The 15,470-nt window shown below is 64.3% G+C and carries 17 protein-coding genes and 1 riboswitch; of the genes, 11 read left to right on the top strand and 6 right to left on the bottom strand.

Annotated features, from left to right (window positions below):
• Nucleotides 1–13: 13 nt before the first annotated feature.
• On the bottom strand, nucleotides 14–553 hold the full coding sequence (locus AC1DF3_RS30010) for a Rieske (2Fe-2S) protein (RefSeq protein WP_286538405.1): 540 nt from the start codon (nucleotides 551–553) through the stop codon (nucleotides 14–16).
• A 156-nt stretch (nucleotides 554–709) separates the two neighbouring features.
• Nucleotides 710–803, top strand: a riboswitch (TPP riboswitch).
• 68 nt (nucleotides 804–871) lie between these two features.
• Here AC1DF3_RS30010 and AC1DF3_RS30005 point away from each other — a divergent pair.
• Genes AC1DF3_RS30005 through AC1DF3_RS29980 form a run of 6 tightly spaced genes read left to right on the top strand, consistent with a single transcriptional unit; the run spans nucleotide 872 to nucleotide 6,763 of the window.
• Nucleotides 872–1,984 carry a LuxE/PaaK family acyltransferase gene (locus tag AC1DF3_RS30005; RefSeq protein WP_478141820.1) on the top strand — a complete coding sequence of 371 codons (1,113 nt, stop codon included), beginning with the start codon at nucleotides 872–874 and terminating at the stop codon, nucleotides 1,982–1,984.
• Entirely contained in the window at nucleotides 1,981–3,450 is a 1,470-nt protein-coding gene (locus AC1DF3_RS30000) for an acyl-CoA reductase (protein ID WP_478141819.1), read from the top strand. The genes AC1DF3_RS30005 and AC1DF3_RS30000 overlap by 4 nt, the downstream gene beginning before the upstream one ends.
• Nucleotides 3,451–3,458: 8 nt before the next feature.
• On the top strand, nucleotides 3,459–4,205 hold the full coding sequence (locus AC1DF3_RS29995; protein WP_286538412.1) for an ABC transporter ATP-binding protein: 747 nt from the start codon (nucleotides 3,459–3,461) through the stop codon (nucleotides 4,203–4,205).
• Nucleotides 4,202–4,969 (top strand): ABC transporter permease, encoded by a 768-nt coding sequence (locus tag AC1DF3_RS29990; RefSeq protein ID WP_286538413.1) that lies wholly within the window; start codon nucleotides 4,202–4,204, stop codon nucleotides 4,967–4,969. Before AC1DF3_RS29995 ends, AC1DF3_RS29990 begins: the two co-directional genes overlap by 4 nt.
• A gap of 13 nt (nucleotides 4,970–4,982) precedes the next feature.
• Complete coding sequence (locus AC1DF3_RS29985; protein WP_286538414.1) at nucleotides 4,983–5,999, top strand: ABC transporter substrate-binding protein; 1,017 nt, start codon at nucleotides 4,983–4,985, stop codon at nucleotides 5,997–5,999.
• Nucleotides 5,996–6,763: an SDR family oxidoreductase gene (locus AC1DF3_RS29980; protein ID WP_286538415.1), complete on the top strand. Its 768-nt coding sequence runs from the start codon at nucleotides 5,996–5,998 to the stop codon at nucleotides 6,761–6,763. Before AC1DF3_RS29985 ends, AC1DF3_RS29980 begins: the two co-directional genes overlap by 4 nt.
• A gap of 8 nt (nucleotides 6,764–6,771) precedes the next feature.
• Here AC1DF3_RS29980 and AC1DF3_RS29975 read toward each other — a convergent pair whose 3' ends face one another.
• The gene (locus AC1DF3_RS29975; RefSeq protein ID WP_478141818.1) at nucleotides 6,772–7,371 is read right to left on the bottom strand and encodes a DUF4148 domain-containing protein; all 600 of its coding nucleotides are present in this window, start codon (nucleotides 7,369–7,371) and stop codon (nucleotides 6,772–6,774) included.
• A gap of 14 nt (nucleotides 7,372–7,385) precedes the next feature.
• Between AC1DF3_RS29975 and AC1DF3_RS29970 the strand changes: the two genes are divergently transcribed.
• The 3 genes from AC1DF3_RS29970 (at nucleotide 7,386) to AC1DF3_RS29960 (ending at nucleotide 9,515) form a co-directional block, all read left to right on the top strand.
• Nucleotides 7,386–7,826, top strand: a complete 441-nt coding sequence (locus tag AC1DF3_RS29970) for a CoA transferase (RefSeq protein WP_286538419.1) — start codon at nucleotides 7,386–7,388, stop codon at nucleotides 7,824–7,826.
• A gap of 71 nt (nucleotides 7,827–7,897) precedes the next feature.
• On the top strand, nucleotides 7,898–8,191 hold the full coding sequence (locus tag AC1DF3_RS29965; protein WP_286538420.1) for a cupin domain-containing protein: 294 nt from the start codon (nucleotides 7,898–7,900) through the stop codon (nucleotides 8,189–8,191).
• Between the two features lie 325 nt (nucleotides 8,192–8,516).
• A complete protein-coding gene (locus AC1DF3_RS29960; protein ID WP_286521766.1) occupies nucleotides 8,517–9,515 on the top strand; it encodes an ABC transporter substrate-binding protein in 999 nt (332 codons plus the stop codon).
• Between the two features lie 329 nt (nucleotides 9,516–9,844).
• Here AC1DF3_RS29960 and AC1DF3_RS29955 read toward each other — a convergent pair whose 3' ends face one another.
• Nucleotides 9,845–10,429, bottom strand: coding sequence for a flavin reductase family protein (locus tag AC1DF3_RS29955; RefSeq protein WP_478141817.1), 585 nt, complete (start codon nucleotides 10,427–10,429; stop codon nucleotides 9,845–9,847).
• Nucleotides 10,430–10,592: 163 nt separating this feature from the next.
• On the opposite strand from AC1DF3_RS29955, the gene AC1DF3_RS29950 reads away from it, so the two are divergent.
• Together AC1DF3_RS29950 and AC1DF3_RS29945 are read left to right on the top strand one after the other, a co-directional pair.
• Nucleotides 10,593–11,024: a VOC family protein gene (locus AC1DF3_RS29950; protein WP_478141816.1), complete on the top strand. Its 432-nt coding sequence runs from the start codon at nucleotides 10,593–10,595 to the stop codon at nucleotides 11,022–11,024.
• A 10-nt stretch (nucleotides 11,025–11,034) separates the two neighbouring features.
• On the top strand, nucleotides 11,035–11,934 hold the full coding sequence (locus tag AC1DF3_RS29945; protein WP_478141815.1) for an amino acid ABC transporter substrate-binding protein: 900 nt from the start codon (nucleotides 11,035–11,037) through the stop codon (nucleotides 11,932–11,934).
• Here AC1DF3_RS29945 and AC1DF3_RS29940 read toward each other — a convergent pair.
• The 3 genes from AC1DF3_RS29940 to AC1DF3_RS29930 all read right to left on the bottom strand — a co-directional run bounded on the left by AC1DF3_RS29940 (nucleotide 11,931) and on the right by AC1DF3_RS29930 (nucleotide 15,316).
• The gene (locus AC1DF3_RS29940; RefSeq protein ID WP_478141814.1) at nucleotides 11,931–12,866 is read right to left on the bottom strand and encodes a LysR family transcriptional regulator; all 936 of its coding nucleotides are present in this window, start codon (nucleotides 12,864–12,866) and stop codon (nucleotides 11,931–11,933) included. The genes AC1DF3_RS29945 and AC1DF3_RS29940 overlap by 4 nt on opposite strands.
• Before the next feature lie 361 nt (nucleotides 12,867–13,227).
• Nucleotides 13,228–13,959 (bottom strand): P-loop NTPase family protein, encoded by a 732-nt coding sequence (locus tag AC1DF3_RS29935; protein WP_286537717.1) that lies wholly within the window; start codon nucleotides 13,957–13,959, stop codon nucleotides 13,228–13,230.
• Nucleotides 13,960–14,884: 925 nt separating this feature from the next.
• Nucleotides 14,885–15,316 (bottom strand): hypothetical protein, encoded by a 432-nt coding sequence (locus AC1DF3_RS29930; protein ID WP_478141813.1) that lies wholly within the window; start codon nucleotides 15,314–15,316, stop codon nucleotides 14,885–14,887.
• Nucleotides 15,317–15,470 lie beyond the last annotated feature (154 nt).

Raw genomic sequence — 15,470 nt, 5'->3', positions numbered from 1 at the left:
ACACCGGTCTCGACTATCGCTTCGGAGCACGAGTGATGCGCAAGATGTGGTAGTCCCTGACTTCGAAGTCCGGCACATCCAGGTCGGCCATCTGCAGCAGCCGCGCGTCCTGGTCCGCGTACTGCTTGATCGCGCGGCCAGCGTAGTCCCATTCGCCAAAACGGCATGGATCGCGATAGCCGCCTTGCCACGGACGCACTGGCGCGTAGCGGTCCGCGCCGCTGGGCACGTGATCGACCTCGCATCCGTCGGCCGGGCTCACCAGGGAGTAGATGAAGAACGATGGACGCCCGGCCGCGATCGGACGATGGTTCCAGGTGTGGGCGGTTTGCGCCCGAAGGTCATCGAGCATCGCATCGGTGGTTCGCACGAGGGCCAGGGGTGTACGTTGGAAGGTGTAGAACTTCGGGCTGCCCGGCGGAATCTCCGTGAGGTCGATCTCCAGGTAGGCCGGCTCCTTGCGTTCCATCCCCGTCATCCAATAAACGAAGGCAATCCAGGCACCCGTGGCGACCAGGAATGCGATCACAAGCAGAACGCGACGCAGGGTCACTTCGTATCGAGGAAGTCAGCAAGAAGATGAAGACTTTAGGACTGGATCGGGCTCCACGTCCATGAAGGGATCATCCCTCTCTCGCCCTGCCTGACTTGATGGGCAAGGAGCCGATCGCGGGCCGGCACGGCGGCAGGCGCGAATGCGCCTAAAATCCACGATGCTCCGGGGTGCACGTCACAGTGCTGAGATTCAAACCCGCGAACTTGAACCGGTTAACACCGGCGGAAGAAGAGCAGCTGCTTGGGTCATCGGCACATCCTGCCGACCCCGAAGCGGCCTTCGGAGCACCCGTTTCACGGTCACGAAGAAGGCCCTATGCACAATTCCTCTGCGAATCCACCTGCACCCACGGCGGCAGCCAGCGACGTGGTCGCTGCCGTCCTCGCCTTCATCGCGCAAGACGGTTGCACCGACGCCGACTTCGATGGCCTGGCGTTGCGACTGTTCGCCTACCAGTACGCCAACAACCAGCCCTTCAAGCGCTTTTGCCAGCGGCGCGGCGCGACTCCGCGAAGCGTGAAGCGCTGGAGCGACATCCCGGCAGTACCGATCGACGCCTTCAAGGAACTGCCGCTGCGCTGCGAGCCGCCGGCCGCCACCGACCGGGTCTTCATGACCAGCGGCACCACCCGCAGCGAGGTCAAGGGCCGCCATTTTCATCCGACGCTGGCGGTCTACGACCGCTCGATGATCGGCAACTTCGCACAGCGCTTCATGCGGGGGCATGGCCCGATGCGCATGGGTATCCTGTTCCCCACCGAGACCGTGCTGGCCAATTCCTCGCTCGCCCACTATCTGGCGCTGGCCATGGAGGCGTTCGGAACCGCGGAGAGCCGCTACTTCATGAGTCCGCAGGGCTTGGACCTGCCGGGACTCTGCGAGGCCCTGTCGGATGCGCAGCAGCGCGGCGAGCCCTTCGCGTTGCTCGGCGCCAGCTACAGCTTCGTGCACCTGATCGACGAGCTCAAGCGGCGCGGCCAGTCGTTCCGCCTGCCGGCGGGCAGCCGGGTGCTGGACACCGGCGGCTACAAGGGACAGTCACGCGACTTGCCGCTCGACACCTTCTATGCGGAGCTGTCCGCGCTGCTCGGCATCGAGCGATCGGACTGCATCAACATGTATGGCATGACCGAGCTGAGCACGCAGTTCTACGATGCGGGCAACGCCTCGGTGCCCTCGGTCAAGTCCGGGCCGCACTGGATCCGCTCGCGTCTGGTCGACCCGCTCACGGGCCGTGAAGTCGCGCCTGCCGAGCGCGGGATCCTGGTTCACTGCGATCTCGCCAATTTCAATTCGGTGACCACCATCCTGACCGAGGACGTAGGCCTGGCGGCGGACGGCGGCTTCCTGCTGCTCGGTCGCGCCGAGGGCGCGCAGGCCAAGGGCTGCTCGCTGGCGGTGGAGGAATTCATCCGGGCCGCCGCATGACGACGCTGCATGCGACCGCCGGCTACCTGCCGGGCCTGGCGCCAGCGGACGTGCAGTGGCGGTCCCTGCGCTTCGAATCGGGCCCGACCCGGCTCGAGGTCGCCGTTCCGGTGCTCAGTGCGGATCAGATGCGCGCCCTTGCCGTGCGTGTCGGGCACGCCAGCCGCCGCCATCTGAAGACCATGACCGTGTCCGGGATCGTGGACGTGGTCGATCGGGCGATGGCTCGGCTGCTGGACCCGGCCGATCCATACCGCAGGGAGCTCGACCAGCTGCTGCCGATCGTCACCGGCTACGACGCCGAGATGGTCCGCCTCGGCCTCACGGCCTTCTTCAAGACCTTTCGCGCGCCGCAGCTGCATCGCTTCGTCGCCGAGGATTTCGCCAACCCCAAGCTGCTCGACGAATTCCAGCCGCGCCCCAAGGGCGGCGCGGCGAGGGCCTTCGGGCCGGAGCTTCTGGTCCACGTCTGGGCCGGCAACGTGCCGGCCATTGCGCTCTGGAGCCTGGTCTGCGGGCTGCTCGTGAAGGCCGGCAACATCGGCAAGCTGCCGAGCGCGGAGCCGCTGTTCGCGGGCCTGTTCGCGCGCCTGCTGGCCGAAGTCCACCCGCCGCTGGCCGATTGCCTGGCCGTGGTGTGGTGGAAGGGCGGCGACGAGGAACAGGCGTCGGCGCTGTATGCCGAGGCAGACACGGTGCTGGCCTATGGCGGCAACGATGCGCTGGACCAGATCCGGCGCCGGCTGCCGGTCACGACGCGCTTCCTGGCCTACGGTCACAAGCTGGGCTTCGGCCTGGTCAGCGCCTCTGCCCTCGATGCCCTGAAAGCGCCGGCGACGGCACGCCTGGCCGCCTGGGACGTGATGCGCTATGACCAGCAAGGCTGCTACTCCCCCCATGTCTTCTACGTCGAACGCGGCGGCCGGGTGTCGCCGCGCGAGTTCGCTCATTACCTCGCGAGCGAGCTCGCCAACCTGCAGCACCGCTTCCCGCGCCGGGCCCTGTCGCTGGAAGATTCGGCCACGGTGGCCGGCTGGCGCCAGGGCATCGAGCTGCAGGCGATGGCCGTGGGCGACGGAGGCGGCGACGGGTTGATCGGCGAGGACGGCGCGGCCTTCGGCGTTGCCTACACCGACGAGGTGAAGGAGCTGGCGCCGACGGCATCGCATCGCAGCATCCAGGTCGTCGCGGTCGATGCGCTGGACCAGGTGGTCGCTCGGATCGAGGCGCACCGGCCCTTCCTGCAGACCGCGGGCGTGGCCGCGGCGCCGGCCGAGCTGTTCCGGCTGGCCGAACTGCTGGGCGCCGCTGGCGTGACCCGCATCAGCGCCATCGGCGCCATGAGTTCGCCGGAAGCGGGCTGGCACCACGACGGCCGGTTCAACCTGCTGGATCTGGTTCGAATGGTCGAGATCGAGCAGTCGGCAGAGATCGCGGCCGACCCGCTGGCGCCCTACGCCGACTAGGGATCGATGTGAGCTTCCTCGACATCGACCAGGTGAGCTTCACCTTTCCCGGCTGGCCGCCGGTGGTGCGCAGCGTCGACTGGCGCATCGCGCAAGGCGAGTTCCATTGCCTGGTCGGACGCAGCGGCTGCGGCAAGACGACCTTGCTCAAGCTCGCCGCCGGCCTGCTGCATCCGCAGGCCGGCAGCATCCGCCTGCAAGGCAGGCCGGTGCTGGCGCCCGGCCCGCAGCTGGGCTTCGTCTTCCAGTCGCCCACGCTGCTCGAGTGGCACCGCGTGATCGACAACGTGCTGCTGCCGGTGTCGCTGCAGCACAAGCCGTCCGCCGACGAGATCGACAAGGCGCAGCAGCTGCTGGCACTGCTGGGCCTGGCCGGCCACGCGCAGCACTACCCCCGGCAGTTGTCGGGTGGCCAGCAGAGCCGCGTGGCCCTGGCCCGCGCCCTGATCCTCGAGCCGTCGCTGCTGCTGCTGGACGAACCCTTTGCAGCGCTCGACGCGATCACCCGTGGCGAACTGCAGGACGATCTGCTGCAGATGTGCCGGCTGCGCCGCACCACCGTCCTGTTCGTCACGCATGACATCGCCGAAGCGGTGTACCTGGGCGACCAGGTCGCGGTGATGAACCGCGGCCGGATCGTCAGCGCCATCCGCGTCGAGGTCCAGAGGCCCCGCGCGCCGGCCATGCGCTACGGCGAGGCCTTCAACCGGCATTGCGCGCAGGTGCGCGATGCGATGGACCTGGAGGCGGCATGAAGAAGGCCTCGGTTCGCGCGCGCCTTGGCGCCTGGGCGCTGCTGCTGGCCCTGCTTGCCCTATGGGAACTGGCGTCGCGCGCCTCCGGTGTCTCGACGCTGGTCTTGCCACCGCCCTCGGCGGTGATGAAGTCGCTCTGGATGGGGCTGTCCACCGGCTACCTTTGGCCCCATATCCGCGCGACCGGCCTCGAACTGCTGTTCGGCCTGAGCCTCGGCTGCCTGATCGGTTTCGCGAGCGGCGTGGTCCTGGCCGAGTCGACGCTGCTGCAACGCTTGCTGAAGCCCTACATCGTGGTCAGCCAGGTGGTCCCCAAGCTGGCGCTGGCGCCGCTCTTCATCGTCTGGTTCGGCTTCGGCATGACGTCGACGGTGGTGATCACGGCGCTGATCTGCTTCTTTCCCTTGATGGAAAACACCGTGACCAGCCTGCAGCAGGTCGACCCGCAGCGGCTGGAACTGTTCCGCATGCTGGGCGCCACCCGGCGCCAGACCCTTCTTCGCCTGAAACTGCCCGCCGGCCTGCCCGGCATCCTGGCGGGGCTGCGGGTGGCCGTGGTCCTGGCGCTCGTCGGGGCGGTGGTCGGCGAGTTCATCGGCGCCAGCCAGGGGCTCGGCGCGCTGATCATCGCCTCGCAAGGGATGATGGACACGCCCCTGATGTTCGCGGTGCTGGTGGTCATCGCCGCGCTCGGGCTGCTGCTCTACGAAATCACGCTGGCCGTCGAGAGGCGACTGCTGCTGCCCTACACCCGAAGCTCATGAAGGAACCACTGCCATGCAAAGACCCATCGCTCGCCGAACCGCGCTGCTCGCGAGCGCCGCGCTCCTGGCCCTGACGGCCGCCCGCGGCGCCCACGCCGCCGACCCGCTCGAGAAGCTCACGGTGGCTGGCTGGAGCAAGCCGATCACCGAGATCACGCACCTGCTGGTCGAGCCCGACAAGGGCTTCTACAAGGCCAACGGGATCGATCTGGCCTACGTGCCGGGCGCCGGCGGGGGCGACGCGATCCGCAACATCCTCACCGGCCAGGCCGACGTCGCCTTCACCGACCCGGGAGCGTTCTTCGCTGCCCTCGACAAGGGCGAGAAGCTGCGCGCGATCTACGACATCTACCCGCAGAATGTCTTCAACGTGGTCTCGCTGAAGTCCGCCAACATCAGCAAGCCGGCCGACCTGAAGGGCAAGAAGATCGGCGTCTACAGCCTGTCCAGCGGCACTCGCCAGAACCTGCTGGTGCTGCTGCACCAGGCCGGGCTGTCCGAATCCGATGTCACGATCGTCGTCACGGGGCTGTTGAACTTCGCGCCGCTGCTGCAAGGCCAGGTCGACGCGACCGCCGCCACCGACACCGGCCTGCTGGTGGGAAGGCACAAGGGGATCGGCGATGTCAACGTGATGGAGGTCCGCAACTACCTGAACGTGTCGAGCGACCTGTTCGTGGTCCGCGAAGAGGTCTACCAGCAGAAGAAGCCGTTGCTCAAGCGCTTCCTCAAGGCCTATCGCGAGAGCGCGGCGTGGATGATCGCCAATCCCGACGAAGCGGCCGGCCTGGCGGTGAAATACGCCATCGACGGCACCGACCGTGCCACCAACCTGGAAGTGATCCGCCTGCGCAATGCCGCCAGCGTGTCGGCCAACACCGAGCGCAACGGCCTGGGCGCCTTCGACCTGGAGGCGCTGCAACGGGCTGCGGATGCCTATCGCAAGCTGGGCCTGATCGAGCACGAAATCAAAATCAAGGACGTGGTCGGCACGGATCTGCTGCCGTCGCGATCGAGGTCGACGCCATGAGGTTCGACACCCAGGTGGTGCTGGTGACTGGCGCGAGCCGGGGCATCGGCGCCGCCATTGCCCGGGCCTTCGCCGGCGAAGGCGCGACGGTGGTGGTCAATCACCTGCGCAATGAAGACGCCGCCGCCGCCGTGGTCGCGGATTGCAAGGCCGCCGGCGGCGATGCCTGGGCGGTGAAGGCCGACGTCGGTTCGGCCGTGGCCGTGCAGGCCATGGTGGAACAGGTGCTGGACGACGCGGGCCGCATCGACGTGGTGGTCAACAACGCATTCCGCCCCTATGCGTTCGACCCGCAGCGCCGCGCCCTGTTCGACGAGACGGCGTGGCAGGACTACCAGGCGCAATTCGATGGCGCCGTCGGCGGCGCCTACAACGTCTGCAAGGCCGTGCTGCCGCACTTCAGGCAGCGGGCCCGGGGCAGCATCGTCAACATCGTCAGCGACCTGGTCGAGCGCCCGGTGATCCCGTACCACGACTACACGACCGCCAAGTCGGCGCTGGTCGGCTTCAGCCGCAACCTGGCGGCCGAACTGGGGCCGTTGGGCATCCGCGTCAACTGCGTCGCCCCGGGCCTGGTCTACCCGACGCAGGCCAGCGGCGCGACCCGCGAGGCGTTCCGCGAGTCGCTGATCGCTGCGACGCCGCTGCGGCGCATCGCGCGGCCCGAGGACGTGGCGGGGCCGGTGCTGTTTCTTGCTTCCGACTGGAGCCGCTTCATGACGGGGCAGGTGCTGTTCGTCGACGGCGGCCTGGTGATGAAATGAAGCCCGCATCACTGCGCAGCGCGGCCTGCAGCCGAAGGCGCCTCGGCGGTCATCAGCCGGGGCGATCCGCCTTGTGCCGAGCGTGCCTTGGCGTAGTGCCGCGGGAGCTCTTCGTTGAGCCTCAGGCCGCTTTCATCGTTCGCGAGCATGTCGCCGGTACGGATCGCTTCGGCCAGCTCGGCCTTGACTTCGGCGCGTGACTTTCCTGCTGCAACGATCCGCGCCGGGAAGCGCTGCGGGAACTCCTCGTTGACCCTCAGGCCGCTCTCGTCGTTGGTCATGATGTCCCCGGTCCGGATGGCGTCGGCCAGTTCCATCTTGACCTCGGCGCGTGACTTGCCGAGTGCGACCACCGGCGCAGGATAGCGCTGCGGGCTCGACTCCCTGAGGGTCATGCCGCTTTCGCCGGCGGCGAGCATGTTGCCGGTTCGCATGGCCTCGGCCAGTTCGGCCTTGACCTGCGCACGTGTCATGCCCCCGTCGGCATGGGCGGCTGCACCGAGTGCGGCGAGAAGGAACAAGGCGGACGTGGCGCGAGCGAATTTCCAGCGCCGCGCCGTTTGCGAGCTGCCCGTCCCGGGGGCGAGTGTGGGTTCGAATGGTCGCATGTCGATCTCCTGGGTTGAATGGCACCACCTGTGCCGCGGTTGAGCCTCTCGGCCTCGTGATGCGGTACGGCGCCCGTTTGCGAAATATTCCTGGCCTTCGACATGGCATCGCGACCGACGTCCGATTCGCGAGCAACAACGTGCGAACCAGCAACCGGGTCGACCTGGAGTCGCTGATCCGCGACGTGTTCGCCGAGCTGACCTATGCGCAGGCGGTCGATCGGCTCACCGAGGCGCAGACCGCGTATGGCGCCATCAACTCCGTGCACGACCTGATCCAGCATCCCCAGCTGCGCACGCGGCCCATGAAGGTGCGCGGCCTGGTCGCGGAGATTCCGGCGACGCCGTACGCAACGGAGTGGGACGAAGCGTTCTATCCGCAGGCACCCATGGTCGACCAGAATGGCGACGCGCTGCGCCGCGAGTTCGAGTCGTTGTCTGGATCGAAGGTCTGAAGCGAACGAGCGGGCCACTCCCCGGTCGTGGCGCTCGTTCGAGAATCATCTGCCAGCTTAGGAGCCGTCTCATGCAACTCAAAGCAGTCGACACAATGGAGAAGTTTCGCGCTCAGGCGCTTGCCGAAGGTTTCGACGAAGTCCTGGAGCGCGTCTGGGCTTCAGGACTGGAGATCGAAACCCACAGCCATCCGTTCGATGCGGAGGCGATCGTCACCCGGGGCGACATATGGCTGTCGTGTGCTGGAAAGACACAACACCTGGAACCTGGCGACACTTTCGTGGTGGCCTGCGGAATGCCGCATGCCGAGCGCTATGGGCCTCAAGGCGCGACCTATTGGGTTGCGCGCCGCATCCCGCGCTGAGTCCTGTAGGCGTGGAACTCGCGTCGGCGGCGATCATCTCCGCCGCCGACTTGCACTACACCGCCTTGCGGCCCTTCAAAATCAGCGCCCCTCCGCTCCCTGCTTCGAAGGGCCCATCAGACTGGCTGCGGTCGGTCGCTCGCGAACCGTGGATGTCGCAGATGGGCCCGTTGCGGACGGTCGACCCGCTCTGGGAGAGGACGCTCAATGCCTTCGCCGCCGGCACCATTGCTCTCTCCTTGACCTGCGGGTAGCTGGGTTGGCATGATTCAGTGTCACCGCCTCCCAATTCGGGGGCGGATTCAAGACTGCTAGGAGGTGGGGCATGATTGACCGTCGTCGGATCATCTCTGGCTTCGCTTGCGCCCTTGGGACCACGGCGCTGGCCCAGGTTCGGGGCCGGACGTATCACATCGCCTGGTTCGGGCTCACCGCAAAGAACTCCGCAGAAGATGATCGTATCAATGCGGCATTCATCAACCGACTGGCTGAGCTCGGCTTTGCGGAAGGCAGGAATCTGACCATCGATTGGCGCTACGCGGAAGGAAAGAGTGAACGCTACGCTGAGTTCGCTGTTGAGATGCGAGACAGGGGTATCGACCTGGTGGTTACCGGCACTGCGACGGCGGCACGTGCCGTGGTCGAGGCAAGCCGCGACATTCCAGTAGTCACGTGGGGCATCACCGATCCGCTGAGTACGGGTCTCATCGCGAGCTTTGCACATCCGGGCGGGCAGGTCACGGGAATGTCGAACTTCGCTGGCGACCTCGTGCCAAAACGGATCGAGTTGTTCAAGGCCGCGGTCCCGACTGTCTCCAAGATCGCATTTGCCCGCTGCCCGGAATGCGCAAGGCTGTCGGGAGTTAGCCGCGCAAGTTACGACGCGGCTTTCGAGGGCTATCGTGAAAGCGCCCGATCGCTCGGCATCGCAATGATTCCGCTGGACATCAACGCGGCTGCAGATTTCTCGTCGGCAATGGCATCGATCGGGAGCCAACAGGCTCACGGAGTACTCTTGGCTGCGAATCAGATCAACGCGAAGTTACGAGACGACTGGGTTGCCTTCGAGGCATCGCATCGGGTGCCCGTGATGGTCGACTATCGCGGCTTTGGATGTCTCCTGTCTTATGGCCCTGACTACGCAGCGATGTTCCGCCGCGTGGCAGAGATTGCGGCGCAGATACTGAACGGCGCAAAGCCCGGTGACCTGCCGTTGGAACAGCCGACGAAGCTCGAGTTCGTCGTCAATCTGAAGGTTGCCAGAACAATCGGATTGACCATCCCGCGGAGCGCGCTCTTGCGGGCTGACGAAGTCATTTCGTGAGTCTGATCCTTGCGGTGGCTTCTGCCGCGAGATTGACGAACCGCGATCGCTAATGAGTGCCCCGCGAACGTTGGGTATCTGGCAAGTTCTGCGGCGCGGCCGACCGGCCGCTCCGGGCCGAACTGAGTCTCCCGCCGTCGCCGAGCGAAAGACGGTAATCGCTGCATGGCAGCCGCACCACGGGCGCTGGTGGAGGGCAGGGGAGGGCCCATGGCGGTCGGTGAGCATCATGCCGCCAAGGACGGCAGCGCAGGCGAAAGCGGGCATCGGCCTCTGCACATGAACCCAAGCTGTCGAGCGTGTACTTGGTGCATATCTTTGCATAGCAGTCATGGCGCAGTTGCACGGACGACGCTGCCAGCACAGATGAAGTTGCCGCCCCCGAGGTGATGGATCGTCTGCAGCGCTGCGTTGCTATCGTCAAACAACCAATGGCCGTTCCGGAAGATCCGCGCATCGGCTGCTGCGCCAACTACCTCGGCAAAGCAGGTGTCGTAGGCATCTTCACTGTGCCGTTCAGAAATCAACCGGCATTCGAGCCAGGCCGAGCAACCGGAAGACAAGACCGGCAGTTTCAGTACTGAACTGGTCTCCGTGCCGATGGCGAAGTGTTCGAACTTGTCCATGGTTCGACCGCTCGTGCTGCCGACCGCGTGAGTGAGGTCGACGAGCGCACTTCCGGGCAAGCAGATGGCAAAGGTGCCACTGGCCGCAATCAACTCGCGGGTGAAAGTGTGCTTGTCGATGACCACGGCGATGCGCGGGGGCGTGAACTCCACCGGCATCGACCACGCCGCGGCCATGACGTTGCGGCGGGTGCCGTCAGAACTGGTGACCAACACCGTCGGGCCGTGGTTGATCAGGCGACTGGCGTGCTCGAGAGCCACCGGTTGGAAGTTGGTTGTGTTCGACATGCTGGCGATTGGACAGCAAGACTGAAAAGCTCGCCAGTCGAAGTGAATCGACACAAGAAGCATCTAGAAAATCGATGCTTAGCGACGATTTATATCGCTTTCGGTTATGCGAATCGCTTATTAAAGTTTCCTCACCCCTGAACTACATCACCACGAGGACACCATGAACGAAACCCACCAACGCATCCCGTTTCACCTTGCTTTTCCTGTGCGCAACATCGCGGAAGCACGCACCTTCTACGGAGAGCTACTGGGTTGCCCCGAAGGACGGAGCGCGCCCGAGTGGGTTGACTTCGACTTCTACGGTCATCAGATCGTGGCGCATCTGGCACCCGACGAGTGCGGCCACAAGCAGAGCAGCGCCGTCGACGGCCACGATGTGCCGGTCAGGCATTTCGGCGCCATCCTGCCGATGGACAAGTGGCAAGCCATGGCCGACAAGCTGATCTCGAACAAGACCGCGTTTGTGATCGAACCCTACATCCGCTTCAAAGGTGAACCTGGCGAGCAAGCAACGATGTTCTTCCTGGACCCATCGGGCAACGCCATCGAAATGAAATCGTTCGCCGATCTCGGCTCGCTGTTCGCGAAGTAAGGAGGCTTCAATGGGACTTCAATCATGGGTCGCCACCAGCGTTGCCGCTGCCTTCCTGGCATTCCTGGATTCGGCGGGTGCACAGACCGACACGCTGAAAAAGATCAAGGACTCGGGCGTTGTCACGGTCGGCGTGCGCGACGCCTCGGGCGCCATGTCTTTCACCACCGGGCCCGGGGAATACACCGGCTTCCACGTCGATATTTGCGAGCGGATCATCGCCGACATCAAGAAGGCGACGCAGCTCGAGAAGCTGGAAGTGAAATACCAACTGGTCACGCCGCAGAACCGCATTCCGCTCGTGCAGAACGGCACGGTCGACATCGAATGCGGTACGACGACCAACAACGCGGCACGCCAGAAAGACGTCGCCTTCGCCCCCACGCTTTACGTGGAAGGCGTGCGCGTCGCGGTCAAATCGGCGTCCGGCATCAAGTCGACCACCCAGTTGGCTGGCAAGACGGTGGCAGCGACCACCGGAAGCACGTCCGTGCAACTGCTGAGAAGGCTCAAGAGCGATGCGACGGAGCTGACCGCCAAGGACAACAGCGAAGGCTTTCTGCTCCTGGAGAACGGCCGCGCTGACGCGTTCGTGGCAGATGGGCAGATCCTGGCGACGCTCATCTCGAAGAGCAAGGATCCCGCGCAGTACAAGCTGCTGGACCAGGTGCTGAGCACAGAGCCCATTGCCATCATGTTGCCGAAGGGCGACGCGGCGTTCAAGAAGCTTGTCGACCAGAGCGTCGTATCGCTGGCCAAGCGCGGGGATGCGGCGCGCATATACGACAAATGGTTCCTGAAGCCGATCCCGCCGCAAAACGTGATCGTGGGCCTGCCCGCGACCGAGATGACCAAGTCCGCTTGGGCGAATCCCACCGACAAACCCATGGAAGAGTACGAGGCGCGCTAGGCCCGGGGGCGACGACGGTCCTTGCGCGATGCGCCGCGTCGGGCGTCTGCATTCCCGACGGGGGCCTCCGAAGCCTCTGCCAAGCAGCGCGAAAACTGGGCCACGATCGGCGAGCTCGTTCGGGTGCGTCGCTGGAGCAGTCCGATCTCACGGTAGAAAGTTTGTTCCCCCAACGGCACCGCCCGGATGCTGTCGGGCAGAGGCAGATGGGCTTCGACAAGAGGCACGAGCGCAACGCCCACCCCGTTGGCGGCAAGTTGAATGAGGCCGGAGATTTCGTCCAGCTCGATGGCCTCATTCACCGTGATGCCTTGCCGCCGCAGAAAGCCTTCGACCATGCGGCCGCCAAAGGACACGCGGTCGTACCGGAGGAAGGGCCGCGACTGCAGCAACTCGCCCCAGTCCTTGCGGTCCGAACCGTCCTTCTGGACGATGAGCACGAACGGTTCGCGGGCAAGCGCCTGCCATGTCATGTCGGGTGGCATGCCGAAGGGCGGTCGAATCATCACTGCAGCATCGATCTTGCCGGCGTCGAGATCGTCCATCAGCCGCAGAGACACGCCAGGCGCAACATGGACGCGGACCAACGGCAGCGCTTGACGAAGTTTCTCGAGCGCACGCGCGACCAGCGTCGACTGCGCGGAGGCGATGGCGCCAACGCGCAAGACACCTTGCGTCGATTGTTCGTCGGGCGGATCGCCAAGTTTCGCGTAGAGCGCGCAGAGAGCTTCTGCGCGCTCGAGGACGATCTGCCCGGCGCTGTTCAACGTGGCGGATCGCCCAGTCCTGTCAAACAAGGAGAAGCCCAAAGTCTCCTCGATTCGCCGGATCTGGCTGCTCACCGCCGATTGCGTCAGGCCGATATGCTCGCCAGCGGAAGCGAAGGTTCCATACTTGCAAACGGCGATGAGGGTCTTGAGCTCGGCAATCATGGGGCGAGCATGTCCATAATCGATCGAAAGATCAAGAACCAAGCAAACGGCGGAATGCGTCATGCCGCGATACGCCGAGACTTTGCTCCGGAGCGGCTGGGCATGGCCGCAGCGCAGTGCGGATGTCTGCTATCAGTTTGCAACGATAGTTCGCGAGCGTCGCCCGAATGCCCGCCAATGGCCGCTAGTCGCCTCCTGCCGCATCAATGTCGCGAAGAGGTCGTCGTAGAACGCGAGGGCGTACCTTGCCAATGCGACTACAGAACGGACCTCTCGCAGATTGAATGTCCGCTCCGGCCCGGATTTCCGAGGCGCAGCCGAGCAGCCGCTATTGGCCGAATTTTGCCTGTGAGCACGCACCTCAACTCGCGCTTGGCACGCCGTCCAGGCCGAGCCGTTCCAGGACCTGCCGGTTGTACCGCGCCCAGTCTCGCCCCGAGTTCTCGATAGCCATCTTGTCCAGCGGCAGTCGGTTGAACAGCGCGTCCGTCATGAGTCGGTAGCCCTGGTACAGCGCGATGAGGCCTTCGAGACCAACCAAATTCCGGCGCACCGCGTACGGTCCCTTCAACTTCCAATCGACCTGATACTTCACCCAGGCCTCCCCTCGCTCCGCGCAGACGGTGCGCACGGCGCGCTCCACGTTCTCCTGACGCAGGTAGACGACGAGCGGGCGCAATGGCTCGATGAGCTGAACCAAGCTGTCGCAGTACGCCGCGATTTCATCGAGGCTCGCCTCCATCAGGAAGAGATTGGTAAGGTCGCCGTGAAAGAGCTGGCCGTCTAGCACGGGCACAGCAGGGCCGACTCGAACCGTTTGCGCAAACGAGCGCCACCTCGAAAGTGCACGGGTCGCCAGCTGTTCAGCCGTGGATTCTCGCCACGGTTCGAACCAGTGCTGGAGTTCATCGGTCGCTCGGACGGGGTGCGGGTCGGCGCGCTCGTGAACAGCAAGTGCCGGCCGTCCTGCATCTTCCAGTGCTTTCGCGACGAGCCTCATGGTTGTCGACTTGCCGGAGCCCATGATGCCCTCGATGATGACGAGCCCATGATGCTCGGACGACCGGTGGTCTGGCTGTGCGACTTGATGCATACGGATGTTGTATCCGATTCAGCCGGCGGTCATGAGTGTCCGCTCCTGCGACAGGGGCTGGCTGCATTCTGCCGGAGAGCAACCCGGTCCCACGGGCTTTTGGCCGTCACATGCCCTTTGGCTTCATCGTGGTGACCTTGTACACCGCCCCGTGCTTGTCGTAGGTCGTCCACGTACCGACTTGCACCCCAAGTTCGAAGTAGCCCGAGCTCATTCGAACGCCATCCTTGCGGAACCATTCAGCAATCCGTTGAGCATCTTAGGTCCACCGCAAGCTATTGGCTGAACGAACGGCAAAACGTCGCTCAGCCCCCGGAAGGTGGCTCTGTCAACCCTCTGCGGCCATGCAAGGTATCCGGAGTTCTACCTGGGCTTGGGCAGTGGCCGCCATTTTCGAGGTGGATTTGCTACCATCGCGCCCGTGTTCGTTTTCGCATTTCGGGAATGATGAGCTTGACCACTAGGCTGCCTGTCGGCGTTCTGAACGTATCGTATCGCCCAGCACATTCCAGCGCGTCGCCGTTATCCAAGTAGAACTTGGGCTCACGCTGCTTCTCCTCAGGGCCGTACGCCGTCTGAACACAGTACGATTGCGTGCGTCGTAAGACGAGGTGCCACTGCCCGTCTGTCCCAACTGCTCGAAATACATCGGTTCGCATTTGCGTCTGCCTCGAAACCGGGACACCATCTTGGCGAAACGCGAATCCTTCTGGTGTAGGAGGTTTGGCCGGGTCATTGCTGCCAGAGTCTGACTCGCCGTTGGCGCCGCATTCCGCGAGCCAAGCCGATAGGGTTTGCTGGTTGCCTTCGGCTACGCGGATGATTCTGCGTAGCGATTTACAGGCGACAGTCGGCCAGGACCGGACGTTCCCCGTGGTCCGCAAAACCAGTGCGCAGGAGTTCGCGCGACGACGCGAACCGTGCGTTATCGCTTAGTACGGCACCTGCTCAGGGTGACATCAATGCCTTCGTCGTCCATGGGCGCGGTGACGTCTTCGACGTTGCCGTAAATCGTCGCTCCGACTTTGAAGCTCTTGTCGTACGAATAGCAGCTGTAAGAGACGGAGAAGTCTTTTCGGGCTTTGATGGCATCAAACATCCACTGCTGGGGAAGCGCCTGCTTGCTGTGCTTCACCACCTTGAGCCCAACCAGCTTGTCCTGCAATTGACGCGTTGACTTGATTGTCCCTCCATCGCCGCCTTGGAAATAGCCGTTCTTTCTTGCCGCCAAGGCGTTCGCCTTGATAAGGCCTTCGACTTCCGAAGCCTTCATGGGAACGACGCTCGCTTCCGATGCCGGGGTGCTACCCGCCCTGCAGCCAGTCAAGAAAACCTGGAAAGATTTATCTTTAGTCATGCCGATTGTTGGCGCCGGCCGAAAATTGACCCACCTGTGAGGGTTGTGCCGGTTCAAATTTGACCCGGGTGTTCAGCCTACCCTGCTGCTTTTTTAAGCGGTGGGGGAATGAGGATTGATCACCATGGCCATGATTGGCAAGGTCCTGCGGATG

The sequence above is a fragment of the Variovorax sp. 10N432 genome, from assembly GCF_056394465.1.
This window is presented reverse-complemented; position numbering and strand designations above follow the sequence as displayed.

Bases quoted from the DNA above. Each gene is read 5' to 3' on its own strand.
- AC1DF3_RS30005 (WP_478141820.1), top strand. From the start codon at position 872: ATGCACAATTCCTCTGCGAATCCACCTGCACCCACGGCGGCAGCCAGC.
- AC1DF3_RS29950 (WP_478141816.1), top strand. From the start codon at position 10,593: ATGAACGAAACCCACCAACGCATCCCGTTTCACCTTGCTTTTCCTGTG.
- AC1DF3_RS29945 (WP_478141815.1), top strand. From the start codon at position 11,035: ATGGGACTTCAATCATGGGTCGCCACCAGCGTTGCCGCTGCCTTCCTG.
- AC1DF3_RS29985 (WP_286538414.1), top strand. From the start codon at position 4,983: ATGCAAAGACCCATCGCTCGCCGAACCGCGCTGCTCGCGAGCGCCGCG.
- AC1DF3_RS29980 (WP_286538415.1), top strand. From the start codon at position 5,996: ATGAGGTTCGACACCCAGGTGGTGCTGGTGACTGGCGCGAGCCGGGGC.
- AC1DF3_RS29955 (WP_478141817.1), bottom strand. From the start codon at position 10,429: ATGTCGAACACAACCAACTTCCAACCGGTGGCTCTCGAGCACGCCAGT.
- AC1DF3_RS29990 (WP_286538413.1), top strand. From the start codon at position 4,202: ATGAAGAAGGCCTCGGTTCGCGCGCGCCTTGGCGCCTGGGCGCTGCTG.
- AC1DF3_RS29960 (WP_286521766.1), top strand. From the start codon at position 8,517: ATGATTGACCGTCGTCGGATCATCTCTGGCTTCGCTTGCGCCCTTGGG.
- AC1DF3_RS29975 (WP_478141818.1), bottom strand. From the start codon at position 7,371: ATGCGACCATTCGAACCCACACTCGCCCCCGGGACGGGCAGCTCGCAA.
- AC1DF3_RS29965 (WP_286538420.1), top strand. From the start codon at position 7,898: ATGCAACTCAAAGCAGTCGACACAATGGAGAAGTTTCGCGCTCAGGCG.
- AC1DF3_RS29930 (WP_478141813.1), bottom strand. From the start codon at position 15,316: ATGACTAAAGATAAATCTTTCCAGGTTTTCTTGACTGGCTGCAGGGCG.
- AC1DF3_RS29935 (WP_286537717.1), bottom strand. From the start codon at position 13,959: ATGCATCAAGTCGCACAGCCAGACCACCGGTCGTCCGAGCATCATGGG.
- AC1DF3_RS29940 (WP_478141814.1), bottom strand. From the start codon at position 12,866: ATGATTGCCGAGCTCAAGACCCTCATCGCCGTTTGCAAGTATGGAACC.
- AC1DF3_RS30000 (WP_478141819.1), top strand. From the start codon at position 1,981: ATGACGACGCTGCATGCGACCGCCGGCTACCTGCCGGGCCTGGCGCCA.